The following is a 12,945-nucleotide window of genomic DNA, read 5'->3' on the forward strand; positions in this document are numbered from 1 at the left end:
ACCGGAGGCTGGGATGGCCGCAACGCGGGACCGTGTCCGCATCGTCGATACGACGGTGCTGTCCGATGACTGGTATGTGCTGAAGAAGGTGACGTTCGATTTCCTGCGCCGCGACGGAACGTGGCAGCGCCTGAGCCGCGAGACCTACGATCGCGGCAATGGCGCGACCATCCTGCTGCGCAATGCCGATACCGGCGACGTGCTGCTGACGCGGCAGTTCCGGATGCCTGCGTTCGTCGGCGGACACGACGGCATGCTGCTCGAGGCCGCCGCCGGCCTGCTCGACGACGCGACGCCCGAGGCGCGCATCCGCGCGGAGGCCGAGGAGGAGACCGGTTACCGCGTGCGCGGCGTGCGCAAGGTGTTCGAGGCGTTCATGAGCCCGGGCTCGGTGACGGAGAAGCTGCATTTCTTCGTCGGTGAATACGATGCGTCGCTGCGCACCGGCGACGGCGGCGGCGTCGCGGAGGAGGGCGAGGATCTCGAGGTCGTCGAGATGCCGCTGCAGGCGGCGCTGGATGCGGTCGAGCGCGGCGAGATCGTCGACGCGAAGACGATCATGCTGCTCCAGTACGTCGCGCTGCGGGAAACCGCCGGCGCGCGCACGGCATGACGCCGCTGCTCGTGCTGGTCGCCGGCCCTTACCGCAGCGGCACGGACGGCGACCCCGCGCGCATCGCCGCGAACCTGCACCGGCTGGAGGAGGCCGCGCTCGCCGTGTATCGCCGCGGGCATGTGCCGATGATCGGCGAGTGGGTGTCGCTGCCGCTCGCCGTCGCGGCCGGGTCGCGACAGGTCGGCGATGCAGTCAGCGAGGCGTTCCTGTATCCGGCCGCGCACCGGCTGCTGCGCCGCTGCGATGCGGTATGGCGGATCGACGGCGCGTCGCGCGGAGCCGACGCGGATGTCGCCCTCGCGCGGCAGCTCGGCAAGGCCGTCTATTTCTCGGTCGACGACATTCCGGTCGTGCAGGACGATTCGGATCGCTGAACAGGCGGGAGGCGCCCGGCCAAGGCGGTGCAGGCGGCTCCGCGCGTCGCTCGCCCGCACCGCCCGCGGCCGGGCGGGCGTCGCGTCATGCCGTTGCATCGTGCACCTCATGCATGCCGCGCCGCGCGCGAACCGGCGTATGATCGCGACGCCACCCGCGCACCGTCCGACGCCACCGACGCCCCGTCATGCCGCTCTCCGATTCCGCTGATTTCACTGCCGCCACCGCCGCGCAACTGCCCGCCGATCTCGTCGCTTCCGCCGTTGCCGCGCTCGCACGCGCCGATGCATTGCTCGTGACGGCTGGCGCCGGTATCGGCGTCGATTCCGGGCTGCCCGATTTCCGCGGCACGGACGGGTTCTGGCGCGCGTATCCGGCGCTGCGCCACGAGCGCTTCGAATTCCACGAGATCGCATCGCCGCACGCGTTCCGCGCGCGTGCGCCGCTCGCATGGGGCTTCTACGGGCACCGCCTCGCGCTCTACCGTGCGACGGTGCCGCACGCGGGCTTCGCGATCCTGCGCCGCTGGATCGACGCGATGCCGAACGGCGGCTTCGTCCTGACGAGCAACGTCGACGGCCAGTTCCAGAAAGCCGGCTTCGATCCGGCGCGGATCGTCGAGATCCACGGTTCGATCCACGCGATGCAGTGCCTGCGCCCCTGCTCGGACGACACGTGGGATGCGGCGCCGTTCGTGCCGGACGTCGATGAAACCATCTGCCGCCTCGTCGGCGAAATGCCGCGTTGCCCGCGCTGCGGCGGCCTCGCACGGCCGAACATCCTGATGTTCGGCGACACCGGCTGGCTCGGTGCGCGCTACGACGCGCAGGAACGCGCGCTGGAAGACTGGATCGCGCGGGCCGGGCGTGTCGCGGTGGTCGAGATCGGCGCGGGCACCGCGATCCCGACCGTGCGCCTGCTGAGCGAACGGCTCGGCGCCGACGTGATCCGCATCAACGCGCGTGAAGCGCATGCGCGCCGTGCGGACGTGATCGGCCTGAAGGGCGGCGCGCTGGCGACGCTGGGCGCGCTCGACGCAGCCTGGCAACGCGCGTGACCGTGTGTGAACGTTCGGGTACCCGCCACGCGAACGGGCGGGCATCCCGCCGGTGGCGGCCGTTGCAGGCGCGACGCGAATCCGCATACAGTTCAGCCAGTGCCGCCCGCACGCGCGCCGCATGCGTGCGGCCCGGACATCACCCCGGGCGACCGGGGCCGGCGGCTGAATCCAGCCGCTTCATCGAACGGGAGCGCCCTTGTTCTATTCGATCGTCGCGATCTTCGTCGGCGCCGGGCTCGGCGCATTGCTGCGCTGGTTCCTGAGCCTCGCGCTCAACGAATTCTTTCCCGCCGTGCCGCTCGGCACGCTCGCCGCGAACCTGATCGGCGGCTACGTGATCGGCATCGCTGCCGTCGTGTTCACGACCCGCGTCGGGTTGCCGCCCGAGTGGCGGCTGTTCGTGATCACGGGCTTTCTCGGCGGCCTCACGACGTTCTCGACCTATTCGGTCGAAGTGATGACGCATGCGTTGCAGGGCGAATTGGGATGGGCGTTTGCGGTGGCTGCCCTACACTTGACTGGATCGTTCGCGCTGACGGCGCTCGGCATGTGGACCGCGCGCGCATGGCTCGCGGCGGCCTGAGCGTGCCGCCATCGGAGGGAGCGATGGACAGGATCTTCTTGCGCTTCTACGTGCACGAGCAGCACCGGCTGCACTGGAAGCCGCTGTGGGAATGGCTGCTGGAGGAGGCGAACCGGATGGGCGTCGCGGGCGGTTCTGCGTTTCGCGCGATGGCCGGCTTCGGCCAGCATCGCGTGCTGCACGAGGACCGCTTCTTCGAGCTGCAGGGGTCGGTCGCGATCGAGGTCGAATTCATCGTCACCGAGGACGAGGCGCAGCGCTTGCTCGCGAGGCTGTCGCAGGAAAAGGTGCGCGTGTGCTACGCGATGATGCCGGCGCAATTCGGCGTGATCGACACGCTCGGCGCACCGCCGGCGCAGAGGCCGGCGGTGTAGGGGGCGACGGCGTCAGATGCCGAACATCGTCAGCGACACGGCGGCGCGCGTGACGATCATCAGCAGCACCTGCACGATCACGAACAGCAGGATCGGCGACAGGTCGATGCCGCCGAGATTCGGGATCACGCGGCGCAGCGGGTTCAGGAACGGCGCGGTGAGCTGGTAGAGGATCGGCATGGCCGGCGAGCGCGGGTTGAGCCACGACAGCAGCGCCATCAGGATCGTCATCCAGATCACGAGATTGAGCGCCCACTTCACGACGGTGAGCAGCGCGACCACGACGAGCGTCGCGATAACCGCGGCCGGGTCGAAGCCGGCCATCACGACCATCAGCACGACATAGACGAGCGCGGTGAGGAGGGCGGCGACGACGCTGGCCCAGTCGATGCCACGTACGCCCGCGATGACGCGGCGCAGCGGCAGCACGAGCCAGTTGGTCGCCTGCAGCACGGCCTGCGTGACGGGGTTGTACGGCGGCACGCGGACGGCCTGCATCCAGACGCGCAGGATCAGCGCGGCGCCGAACAGCGTGAAGACGGTATTGAGCAGAAAACGGGCGATCTCGCCGAACATCGTTGGCATCCTTTTTATACGGTCAGTAGCGTGCGGCCGCCAACGCCGGATGGCGGCGCATCGGCCGACACCTTATCACGCCTCGTCTCGCGACGGGGAGGGGTGCGCGGCCGTGCGCGCGAGTGACGTTTCGACGGCTTCGGCGAGCGCCGGCAGCGACGCCGGCGGCGTCGCGCGCTGCGCCGCGAGCGCGACCGCGCGGCGCGTCAGCAACGCGTACAGCGTCGCGTGATCGCCGCCCAGCGTTTCAAGCAGTGCCAACTGGCGTTCGACGATGCCCGTATCGCCGCGCGACACGGGGCCCGAGAGCGCGTTCGCGAGCCCCTTGTCGCGTGCGGTCTCGATCGTGCCGGCGAGCATCGGCAGCAGCGCGCGCAACGCGGCTTCCTCGTCGAAACCGAGGCCGCGCCACAGCTCGACCGCTTCCGCCAGCCCGCACAGCGCGAAGCTCGCCGCGTAGTGCGCGGCCGAGTGATAAAGCATCCGGCCGCCGGCCGGAATCGACAGCGGATGGCAGCCGAGTGCGGCGGCAAGTCGCATCAGCGTCGCATGCAATGCGCCGTCGGCTTCGATCGTGACCGAGCAGCCGTCGATGCGGGCGAGATCGGCGTCGGTGCCGCCGAACAGGTAGAGCGGATGGAAGCCGCCCGTGGCCGTGCCTTGCTGCTTCACCGGATCGAGCAGTGCGACGGCCGACGCGCCGCTGCAGTGAACGACGGCCTGCCGCGCGGCGCGCGATGCGTCGAAGCGCAGCGCCGCGGCGGCGGACGCGAGATGGTCGTCGGGCACCGTCAGGAAGATCAGGTCGGCGGCGTCGGCGACCTGCTGCGGTCTGTCGACCGCCTGGCAGCCGTCGATGCGCGCGGCGAGGGCCGCGGCCGATGCGGGCGTGCGGCTCGCGATCGCGACGACCGGAAAGCCGGCCTGCGCGAAACGCTGCGCGACACAGCGTGCGAGACGGCCGGCGCCGATGAAGCCGAGGCGGGGTGTGTCGGGGACGGACATGGCAGCGAACGTAAGCGAAAACGAAGCAACCGCCAGTATCGCAGGAATGACGGCGGGGCCGCGAAAGGGCAGCTTCCGTGCGGACACGTGCGTGGCTGACAGTTACGCGGCGCGAACGACGTATCTATCGACGCCCGGGCACCACGGTCGATTCACGATCCTGGAATCCGACCCCGAAATATACCGAACCGGTGTCCGGCTTGAAACGTCGGCATCTTGTCTCGAATTTGTAATCGTTCATTACGATCGCGTGCCCGCCGCACGCGCCGTATCCGGTAAGACTGACCGGCCATGGTGTCGCGACCCGACTCGTCGGACGGAACCGCGCGGCCCGCAAGGCCCGCCGAAGGTGCTGCGAGCCGCGCCGCACGGCGGTTCCGGCCGCGTGCGATTGCAATTTGCAACAAATGCCCGATACGTGAGGAGCGCGTTTTCGCTACATTGCTTCCATGCGACGTGCATGCCCGCCGTTGCCGACAGGAGCGCATAAAATACCGCTCCAGCAGGAGAATCGAAGTGAAAAAGCTCATTCCGTTCATCGCCGCCGCCGCGCTGGGCCTGGGTGCCGCAAGCGCTGCGCAGGCTCACGTGTCGATCGGGGTCGGCATCGGTATCCCGGTCGCACCCGCGTATCCCGTCTATGCACCGCCGCCGCCCGTGTACTACGCGCCGCCGCCTCCGCCCGTCTATTACGCGCCGGCGCCTGCCTACTACGCGCCGCCGCCCGCCGTGGTCGTCGGCGGCTATGGCGGCTACTACGGTCGCCCGTACTGGCGCCATGGTTACGGCGGCTGGGGCCATCACGGCTGGCGTCGCTGATTCGTCCCGCGCGGCCTGACCGCGTGCGGCAAAACGGCGCAGCGTCCCGAGCGGGGCGCTGCGCCGTTTTTCTTTTCGGGCTGCCGCCCGGCCTCGGTGAGCGGCCCGTGCAGGCCGGCTGCGATTAGACCGCGTGCACGATCAGGTCGCGGTAGCCGCCGACGATCACGCTATACGAGAAATACGCGAACAGCAGCGCCGACGCGACGTGACACGCGCGCATCAGCCCCGCGCCCGCGCGCTTGCGGCCCTGGCTCGCGAGCGTGCACATGAAGAGCGTCCATGCGAGGCCGCCGAGGAAAAAGCCCGACAGGAACACCGACGCGGTGGCCGGCGTGGTCGCGCCGGCTTTCGCGATCAGCGCGCCGCCGACCGCCGCGAACCACAGGATCGCGCTCGGCGACGACATCGCGAGCAGCATGCCGCGCAGGAAGCTGCGCCGCGCGCTCGCACGCGGCTGCGGCGCATCCTCGCCATCGTCGCCCGCCGCCTTGGCTGGCGCCAGCGCTTCCCGCGCCATCTTCCACGTGAGGAACAGCAGCACCGCGCCGCCGCCGATCCACACGATCCAGCGCACCGGCTCGAACTGCAGCAGCACGGCCATCCCGGCGAGCGCGAGCGCCGCATAGACGAGATCGCCGACGCACGATCCGATGCCGAGCCAGAAGCCCGGCCGGAAGCCGTGCGACAGCGTCAGCGACAGCATCGCGACGTTCACGAGGCCGATGTCGAGACAGAGCGACAGCGACAGAAAGAAGCCGTCGGACAGCATGGAGGCGGGCGGAAAGGTCATCTTCGTTGTTCTTGTTGCAATGGCAATCCCCGGGCCGGCGGGCGCCGGCCGCGCGGCGTCAGAGTCCGATCTCCTGCCAGAGCCGGTCGACGCGCGCCTTCACGGCGGCATCCATCTCGATCGGGCGCCCCCATTCGCGGCTGGTCTCGCCCGGCCACTTGTTGGTCGCGTCGAGCCCCATCTTCGAACCGAGGCCGGCCACCGGCGATGCGAAGTCGAGATAGTCGATCGGCGTGCTGTCGACCATCACGGTGTCGCGCACGGGGTCGACACGCGTCGTGATCGCCCAGATCACCTCCTTCCAGTCGCGGATGTTCACGTCCTCGTCGACGACCACGATGAACTTCGTATACATGAACTGCCGCAGGAAGCTCCACACGCCGAACATCACGCGCTTCGCATGGCCCGCGTAGCTCTTCTTCATCTGGACGATGGCCATCCGGTAGCTGCAGCCTTCGGGCGGCAGGTAGAAGTCGGTGATCTCCGTGAACTGCTTCTGCAGCAGCGGCACGAACACCTCGTTGAGCGCGACGCCGAGCACCGCGGGCTCGTCAGGCGGCTTGCCCGTGTAGGTCGAGTGGTAGATCGCGTCGCGGCGCATCGTGATGCGCTCGACGGTGAACACGGGGAACCACTCCTGCTCGTTGTAATAGCCGGTGTGATCGCCATAGGGGCCCTCGAGCGCGTGTTCGTACGCGGCCGACGCGTTGCCGGCCGGGCGCGGCGGTGCGCCGGCCGGAGCGGGGGCGGGGGTGCCTTCCTGCGGATAAATGAAGCCTTCGAGCACGATCTCCGCGCGCGCGGGCACCTGCAGCGTGTCGACGCCGGGCGTCAGGCACTTCGCGAGCTCCGTGCGGCTGCCGCGCAGCAAGCCGGCGAACTGGTACTCGGACAGCGAATCGGGCACGGGCGTCACCGCGCCGAGCGTCGTGGCCGGATCGGCGCCGAGCACGACCGCGACCGGATACGGCTTGCCGGGGTTGCGCAGCGCGAATTCGCGGAAGTCGAGCGCGCCGCCGCGATGCGCGAGCCAGCGCATGATCAGCTTGTTGCGGCCGATCAGCTGCTGCCGGTAGATCCCGAGGTTCTGCCGCGACTTGTTCGGCCCGCGCGTGACCGTCAGGCCCCACGTGACGAGCGGCCCCGCGTCGCCGGGCCAGCAGGTCTGGATCGGCAGCCTGTTCAGGTCGACGTCGGCGCCTTCCCAGACGATCTCCTGGCAGGGCGGCGACGACACCGACTTCGGCGCCATGTCCCACACGGCCTTCGCGAGCGACAGCAGCTTGCCGGCGTCCTTCAGGCTCTTCGGCGGATCGGGTTCCTTCAGCGCGGACAGCAGGCGCCCGAGATCGCGCAGCGAATCGAGCGCGGCGTCGTCGCCCGCATCGACGCCCATCCCGAGCGCGACGCGGCGCGGCGTGCCGAACAGGTTGCCGAGCACCGGGAAATCGTAGCCGGTCGGTGCGTTGAACAGCAACGCAGGGCCGCCGGCGCGCAGCACGCGGTCGCACAGCTCGGTCATTTCCAGCACGGGCGACACGGGCTGCGTGACGCGCCGCAGTTCGCCGAGCGCCTCGAGGCGCTGGATGAAATCGCGTAAGTCTTTGTATTTCATGAAGATGGTCCGGGCCACCCGCGTGGCGGGCAGCGATGGGCGGGCGCAGCGGCCGGCTGCGGCCCCGAATCGACCGACGATTTTACCCGCGCCGCCGCATGCCCGCCCGGCGGAGAAAAAAGTCGACCGCGCGCAAACCCCCTACGGCACGGGGCTCGCGATCTGAAGAGTGTCCGTAAATTACTTTTTGTTATAATTTCAAGGTTTTATAGTGTTGACGATCTATAAAACCCTGCTAGAATCCGCTCACATTGGCTGCAGGGTAAAAGGCTTCGAGCCGCCAATCACCGATCTTTGACGCAGCGCGTCACCGTCCGCCGATACCTGCACGGCGTATCCGACGGCCTTAGTCGTAGTCTCAGCCAGCGCCACCAGACGCTGGTTTTTTGCGTGGGTGCCACCGCGTATGCCCGCCTCGCCCAGTGTGCGAAGGTGCCGGCCCTCTTACACCGTGGCCTCGAACGGTACTTATACCGTTTCCCCGATGTCTGCACGCCCCGACCAAGGCGTGCGGCGTCGTGATTCCGCGGCGCGTTACCTGTCTCGCCATCGAGCTGAGCGAGCCGCACGAGTCATGTTCATGGGAGATGATCTGAATGAACGCTTGGTTATCGTGGCGTCCTAGTGAGCAGCATGCGCAATTCGTGCGCAGCATGCTGCGTCGCGGGACGCGTGTCAGTCACCATCTATTCAGCGTTGTTGGCTGTCTCGCGGTCGCGGTTGCACTCGCACTGTGGCTGCTGCCAACCGTGCGCGGCACGCTTGCCGCGAAGCTGATGCCGGTCGTATCCGCGGCCGTGCAAGCCGGCCCGGCCCGTCTGCTGACCGGCCATCCGCTGCCGAACTTCGCGCCCGCCGGCGCGCAGCCGCAGCAGGAAGACAGCCCTGAAACGGATGCGCTTGCGGTCGGCCTCGACGTCGCACCGGAAGCCAACGCGCAGGGCGATGCATCCGATCCCGCCCGCAACGGCCCGTCGCCCGTTGCGCTGGCGAAGCTGATCCCGACCCAGCGCGTGGCGGCCGATGCGCGTGACGACCGTGCGCTCGCGTCGAATCGCGAGCAGGCGCTGGTCGCGACCTACCTGTCGCGCCGTTACCGCGTCGCGCAGGAGCCGCTCGGCCAGCTCGTCAAGGCTGCGTTCCAGACCGGCCGTGACGTCGGCCTCGATCCGCTGCTGCTGCTGTCCGTGATGGCGATCGAATCGGGCTTCAACCCGTACGCCGAAAGCGGCGTCGGCGCGAAGGGCCTGATGCAGGTCATGTCGAAGGTCCATTCCGACAAGTTCGAGTATTTCGGCGGCACCGATACCGCACTGCAGCCGCTCGCGAACCTCCAGGTCGGTGCGCTCGTGCTGAAGGACTGCATTGCACGTGGCGGTTCGCTCGCGAACGGCCTGCGCCTGTACAACGGCTCGACGAACCCGGACGACACCGCATACGGCGCGAAGGTGATGGCCGAGCGCAGTCGCCTGCGCGATGTGTCGCACGGCCGCAGCGTGCCGGTCAACGCGCCGCAGGCGCCGGCGAAGCCGATCGTCACGGCCGCTGCCGTGACGGCGGCAGCGGGCGGCGCGAAGCGCGTGCATGCGACGCTCGAAACCACGACGTCGGCGAAGTCGACGGCATCGAAGGAAGCCGCGCCGCAGGACGACGCGAGCGTCGATACCGCGAAGTCGCACGGCGACCGTTCGGAGCTCGGCGCGTAACGCCCGGCGCTAGCGCACCGCACGGCTCCGGCCGGCAGGACATGAAAAAGGCACCCGATCAGGGTGCCTTTTGCTTTTTGCGGCGCGAGAAGCCGCCGGCGTGCCGGCCGAGGCTCAGTGCTGCCCGAACAACGTCGCGAGCCGTTCGACCGCTTCCTCGAGCCGCGAGTAGGCCGTCGCATAGGACAGGCGGATATAGTCGCGCGGCGCATGGACACCGAAGTCCATGCCGGGCACCAGCACGACGCCCGCGTCATGCAGCATCGCCGTCGTGAGCGCGGCGCTGTCGCCGGCCGCCGGATGGGCGACGCCGCCGCAGTGCGCATACACATAAAACGCGCCATCCGGCATCACGGGCACCGCGAAGCCGAGCCGTTCCAGCGCCGGTGCGATGAAATTACGGCGGCGCTTGAATTCGAGCCGGCGCGCTTCGTAGATGTCGAGCGCCGCCGGCTCGAAGCAGGCGAGCGCCGCGTGCTGCGCGAGCGCGGACGGGCAGATGAACAGGTTCTGCGCCAGCTTCTCGAACGTGCCGACCAGCGCGGGCGGCACGACCAGCCAGCCGAGCCGCCAGCCCGTCATGCTGAAATACTTGGAGAAGCTGTTCACGGTGACGACGTCGTCGCCGAATGAAAGCGCCGACACGGGCGCCGCGTCGTAGCTGAGTCCCTGGTAGATCTCGTCGACGATCGTGAAACCGCCGCGTGTGCGCACGGCTTCGACGATCCGTTTCAGCTCGTCCGGTTCGAGCGACGTGCCGGTCGGGTTCGACGGCGATGCGAGCAGCACACCGCGAGTGCGGTCGCCCCAGCGCGTGCGGACGTCGTCCTCGGTGAGCTGGAAGCGTGCGTCCGGGCCGCTCGGCACGAGCACCGCGCGGCCTTCGGCCGCCGCGACGAAGTGCCGGTTGCACGGATACGACGGGTCGGGCATCAGCACCTCGTCGTCACGCCCGACGAGCGCGAGGCACGCGAGCAGCAGCGCAGCCGACGCGCCGGCCGTCACGACGATCCGCTCCGGGCTGATCGTGAGGCCGTAGGCACGCGCGTAGTGCGCGGCGATCGCCTCGCGCAGCGGCGCAATGCCGAGCGCGCTCGTATATTGCGTGACGCCGCGGCGCAGCGCGGCCGCAGCCGCTTCGACGACCGGCTCCGGCGCGGTGAAATCCGGCTCGCCGATGCCCATGTGGATAACATCGCGCCCGGAGGACTCGAGACGCTGTGCCTCCTTCATCAGTTCCATCACGTAGAAGGGCTGGATCGCGTCGACGCGTGCGGCGAGCTTGACGAGCGAATCGGTGGCGGTATTCATCGGGCGGGCAGGGGAAGGGGCGTGACGAAAGAAAAAACGGGCGCATGCGCGCCCGTTCCGGACCAAACGGTATCAGCCGTTGCGGCGCGCCTGCGTTTCGGCGGGGCGCAGCTTCGCGGCGAGCTTGTCGAGCACGCCGTTTACGTACTTGTAGCCGTCGGAGCCGCCGAACGTCTTCGCGAGTTCGACGGCTTCGTTGATGATCACGCGGTACGGCGTTTCGACGTGGTGCGTGAGCTCGAACGTCGCGATGAGCAGCACGGCGCGTTCGACCGGCGACAACTGGTCGATCGGTCGGTCGAGCGACGGCGTCAGCGCTTCGACGAGCGTAGCGTGCTCGCGGATCACGCCGTGCAGGATCGCGTCGAGCAGCTCCTTGTCAGCCTTGTCGTAACCGAGCGCGCCGCGCAGTTGCGCGTCGATCTCGCCGGAGGACGCGTTCGACAGCAGCCACTGGTACAGCCCCTGCGTCGCCAGCTCGCGCGATTGTCGGCGGGCGCTCTTCTTCATGCGCGCTCCTCTTCGTCGTCTTCGTCTTCGTCTTCCTCTTCGTCCTCGTCGTCATCGCCGAGCTGGTCGAGCGCCATCGTCAGGTTGGCCATCTCGACGGCGACGCGTGCGGCATCACGACCCTTTTCGGTCATGCGCGCGACGGCCTGCTCGTCGTTTTCGGTCGTCAGGACCGCGTTGGCGATCGGCAGGTTGAAGTCGAGGCCGATGCGGGTGATGCCCGCGCCGCTCTCGTTCGACACGAGTTCGAAGTGGTAGGTCTCGCCGCGAATCACCGCGCCGAGCGCGATCAGCGCGTCGAACTGGCCGCTTTCCGCGAGCTTCTGCAGCGCGAGCGGGATTTCCAGCGCGCCGGGCACCGACACGAGCAGCACGTCTTCACCGGTGACGCCGAGGCGTTCCAGTTCCTCGACGCACGCGTCGGCGAGGCCGTTGCACACCGGCTCGTTGAAGCGCGATTGCACGATGCCGATCCGCAGGCCGTCGCCTTCGAGATTCGGTTGGTATTGTCCGATTTCCATGATCTTGTCCGTGGTGTGGATGAACGGTTATAGGGCGAAAGCGCCGTGGCGGGTTACGCGTTGGACGCCGGGCAGGACTTGGCTTCGCCGCCGGGCATCGGAATGAAGCCCGTGACTTCCAGGCCGTAGCCGGACATGCTGCCCAGCTTGCGCGGATTCGACAGCACCTGCATCTTGCCGACGCCGACATCGCGCAGGATCTGCGCGCCGATGCCGAACGTCTTGAAATCGACCGGCCGGCGCTTCAGCACAGCGGCCTTTTCTTCCTCGTCGAACGCCTTGAAGACGTCGATCAGGTGTTCCTTCGTGTCGCCGCAGTTGAGCAGCACGATCACGCCGAGGTCGCGCTCCGCGATCTCGCGCATCGCGGCGTCGAGCGTCCACGAGTGCGTCGACACGCCCGTTTCGAGCAGGTCGAGCACCGACAGCGGCTCGTGCACGCGCACCGGCGTATCGGCGTCGGGCGCGGGCGCGCCGCGCACCAGCGCGATGTGCGGCGAGCCGCTCGGCTGGTCGCGGTACAGCACCGCGCGGAACGTGCCGTGCGCGGTCTGCATCGTACGCTCGGCGATCCGCTCGATGATCGATTCGGTGCGGCTGCGGTACTGGATCAGGTCGGCGATCGTGCCGATCTTCAGGTTGTGCTCCTGCGCGAATTCGATCAGGTCGGGCAGGCGCGCCATCGTGCCGTCGTCCTTGATGATCTCGCAGATCACCGCGGCCGGCGTGAGGCCGGCGAGCGCGGTGAAGTCGCAACCGGCCTCGGTATGGCCCGCGCGCACGAGCACGCCGCCCGGCTGCGCCATGATCGGGAACACGTGGCCCGGCTGCACGATGTGCTCGGGGCGCACGTCGTGCGCGACCGCCGTGGCGATCGTGTGCGCACGGTCGGCGGCCGAGATGCCGGTCGTCACGCCTTCGGCCGCTTCGATGCTGACCGTGAACGCGGTGCCGTACTGCGTGCCGTTGCGGTAGGTCATCAGCGGCAGGTGCAGCTGCTTGCAGCGTTCCTGCGTCAACGTCAGGCAAACCAGGCCGCGGCCGTACTTGGCCATGAAGTTGATCGCTTCCGGTGTGACGA

At 68.6% G+C, this 12,945-nt stretch carries 16 protein-coding genes; 8 read left to right on the forward strand and 8 right to left on the reverse strand.

Annotated elements, in window-relative coordinates; genetic code table 11:
• Nucleotides 1–13 precede the first annotated feature (13 nt).
• The 5 genes from L810_RS03965 (at nt 14) to L810_RS03985 (ending at nt 3,008) form a co-directional block, all read left to right on the forward strand.
• Nucleotides 14–613 carry an NUDIX domain-containing protein gene (locus tag L810_RS03965; RefSeq protein WP_021157072.1) on the forward strand — a complete coding sequence of 200 codons (600 nt, stop codon included), beginning with the start codon at nt 14–16 and terminating at the stop codon, nt 611–613.
• On the forward strand, nt 610–990 hold the full coding sequence (locus L810_RS03970) for an NUDIX hydrolase (RefSeq protein WP_021157073.1): 381 nt from the start codon (nt 610–612) through the stop codon (nt 988–990). The genes L810_RS03965 and L810_RS03970 overlap by 4 nt, the downstream gene beginning before the upstream one ends.
• A gap of 188 nt (nt 991–1,178) precedes the next feature.
• On the forward strand, nt 1,179–2,048 hold the full coding sequence (locus L810_RS03975) for an SIR2 family NAD-dependent protein deacylase (protein ID WP_021157074.1): 870 nt from the start codon (nt 1,179–1,181) through the stop codon (nt 2,046–2,048).
• 199 nt (nt 2,049–2,247) lie between these two features.
• Nucleotides 2,248–2,634, forward strand: coding sequence for a fluoride efflux transporter CrcB (gene crcB / locus L810_RS03980; RefSeq protein ID WP_021157075.1), 387 nt, complete (start codon nt 2,248–2,250; stop codon nt 2,632–2,634).
• A 23-nt stretch (nt 2,635–2,657) separates the two neighbouring features.
• Nucleotides 2,658–3,008 (forward strand): DUF190 domain-containing protein, encoded by a 351-nt coding sequence (locus L810_RS03985; RefSeq protein ID WP_021157076.1) that lies wholly within the window; start codon nt 2,658–2,660, stop codon nt 3,006–3,008.
• A 12-nt stretch (nt 3,009–3,020) separates the two neighbouring features.
• Here the strand turns inward: L810_RS03985 and L810_RS03990 are convergent, their stop codons facing one another.
• Together L810_RS03990 and L810_RS03995 are read right to left on the reverse strand one after the other, a co-directional pair.
• On the reverse strand, nt 3,021–3,584 hold the full coding sequence (locus tag L810_RS03990) for a YggT family protein (protein ID WP_006488584.1): 564 nt from the start codon (nt 3,582–3,584) through the stop codon (nt 3,021–3,023).
• Between the two features lie 75 nt (nt 3,585–3,659).
• The gene (locus L810_RS03995) at nt 3,660–4,589 is read right to left on the reverse strand and encodes a Rossmann-like and DUF2520 domain-containing protein (protein ID WP_021157077.1); all 930 of its coding nucleotides are present in this window, start codon (nt 4,587–4,589) and stop codon (nt 3,660–3,662) included.
• Nucleotides 4,590–5,105: 516 nt separating this feature from the next.
• On the opposite strand from L810_RS03995, the gene L810_RS04000 reads away from it, so the two are divergent.
• A complete protein-coding gene (locus L810_RS04000) occupies nt 5,106–5,408 on the forward strand; it encodes a hypothetical protein (RefSeq protein WP_021157078.1) in 303 nt (100 codons plus the stop codon).
• Between the two features lie 124 nt (nt 5,409–5,532).
• On the opposite strand, the gene L810_RS04005 is transcribed toward L810_RS04000, so the two are convergent.
• Both L810_RS04005 and L810_RS04010 read right to left on the reverse strand, forming a co-directional pair.
• Complete coding sequence (locus L810_RS04005; protein ID WP_021157079.1) at nt 5,533–6,201, reverse strand: LysE family translocator; 669 nt, start codon at nt 6,199–6,201, stop codon at nt 5,533–5,535.
• 58 nt (nt 6,202–6,259) lie between these two features.
• Complete coding sequence (locus L810_RS04010; RefSeq protein ID WP_042973112.1) at nt 6,260–7,816, reverse strand: UbiD family decarboxylase; 1,557 nt, start codon at nt 7,814–7,816, stop codon at nt 6,260–6,262.
• On the opposite strand from L810_RS04010, the gene L810_RS46875 reads away from it, so the two are divergent.
• Both L810_RS46875 and L810_RS04015 read left to right on the forward strand, forming a co-directional pair.
• Nucleotides 7,788–7,982, forward strand: coding sequence for a hypothetical protein (locus L810_RS46875; protein ID WP_124535574.1), 195 nt, complete (start codon nt 7,788–7,790; stop codon nt 7,980–7,982). The two genes, L810_RS04010 and L810_RS46875, sit on opposite strands and share 29 nt — an antisense overlap.
• A 430-nt stretch (nt 7,983–8,412) precedes the next feature.
• On the forward strand, nt 8,413–9,522 hold the full coding sequence (locus tag L810_RS04015) for a lytic transglycosylase domain-containing protein (protein ID WP_042973113.1): 1,110 nt from the start codon (nt 8,413–8,415) through the stop codon (nt 9,520–9,522).
• A 114-nt stretch (nt 9,523–9,636) separates the two neighbouring features.
• Here the strand turns inward: L810_RS04015 and L810_RS04020 are convergent, their stop codons facing one another.
• The 4 genes from L810_RS04020 to ribBA form a co-directional block, all read right to left on the reverse strand.
• Entirely contained in the window at nt 9,637–10,833 is a 1,197-nt protein-coding gene (locus L810_RS04020; RefSeq protein WP_021157082.1) for a pyridoxal phosphate-dependent aminotransferase, read from the reverse strand.
• 72 nt (nt 10,834–10,905) lie between these two features.
• Complete coding sequence (gene nusB, locus L810_RS04025; RefSeq protein WP_021157083.1) at nt 10,906–11,343, reverse strand: transcription antitermination factor NusB; 438 nt, start codon at nt 11,341–11,343, stop codon at nt 10,906–10,908.
• A complete protein-coding gene (ribH, locus tag L810_RS04030) occupies nt 11,340–11,864 on the reverse strand; it encodes a 6,7-dimethyl-8-ribityllumazine synthase (protein WP_021157084.1) in 525 nt (174 codons plus the stop codon). The genes nusB and ribH overlap by 4 nt, the downstream gene beginning before the upstream one ends.
• Before the next feature lie 53 nt (nt 11,865–11,917).
• The coding region (gene ribBA / locus L810_RS04035) for a bifunctional 3,4-dihydroxy-2-butanone-4-phosphate synthase/GTP cyclohydrolase II (protein ID WP_042973118.1) at nt 11,918–12,945 on the reverse strand (1,028 nt) is incomplete at its 5' end.

This window comes from Burkholderia sp. AU4i (genome assembly GCF_000466765.1).
GTDB classification, from domain to species: Bacteria; Pseudomonadota; Gammaproteobacteria; order Burkholderiales; family Burkholderiaceae; genus Burkholderia; species Burkholderia cepacia.

Excerpts from the sequence above, each read along its gene's own strand:
- L810_RS03965 (WP_021157072.1), top strand. The coding sequence starts at position 14 with ATGGCCGCAACGCGGGACCGTGTCCGCATCGTCGATACGACGGTGCTG.
- L810_RS03970 (WP_021157073.1), top strand. The coding sequence starts at position 610 with ATGACGCCGCTGCTCGTGCTGGTCGCCGGCCCTTACCGCAGCGGCACG.
- L810_RS03975 (WP_021157074.1), top strand. The coding sequence starts at position 1,179 with ATGCCGCTCTCCGATTCCGCTGATTTCACTGCCGCCACCGCCGCGCAA.
- L810_RS03985 (WP_021157076.1), top strand. The coding sequence starts at position 2,658 with ATGGACAGGATCTTCTTGCGCTTCTACGTGCACGAGCAGCACCGGCTG.
- L810_RS03990 (WP_006488584.1), bottom strand. The coding sequence starts at position 3,584 with ATGTTCGGCGAGATCGCCCGTTTTCTGCTCAATACCGTCTTCACGCTG.
- L810_RS03995 (WP_021157077.1), bottom strand. The coding sequence starts at position 4,589 with ATGTCCGTCCCCGACACACCCCGCCTCGGCTTCATCGGCGCCGGCCGT.
- L810_RS04005 (WP_021157079.1), bottom strand. The coding sequence starts at position 6,201 with ATGACCTTTCCGCCCGCCTCCATGCTGTCCGACGGCTTCTTTCTGTCG.
- L810_RS46875 (WP_124535574.1), top strand. The coding sequence starts at position 7,788 with ATGAAATCGCGTAAGTCTTTGTATTTCATGAAGATGGTCCGGGCCACC.
- L810_RS04010 (WP_042973112.1), bottom strand. The coding sequence starts at position 7,816 with ATGAAATACAAAGACTTACGCGATTTCATCCAGCGCCTCGAGGCGCTC.
- L810_RS04015 (WP_042973113.1), top strand. The coding sequence starts at position 8,413 with ATGAACGCTTGGTTATCGTGGCGTCCTAGTGAGCAGCATGCGCAATTC.
- L810_RS04020 (WP_021157082.1), bottom strand. The coding sequence starts at position 10,833 with ATGAATACCGCCACCGATTCGCTCGTCAAGCTCGCCGCACGCGTCGAC.
- nusB (WP_021157083.1), bottom strand. The coding sequence starts at position 11,343 with ATGAAGAAGAGCGCCCGCCGACAATCGCGCGAGCTGGCGACGCAGGGG.
- ribH (WP_021157084.1), bottom strand. The coding sequence starts at position 11,864 with ATGGAAATCGGACAATACCAACCGAATCTCGAAGGCGACGGCCTGCGG.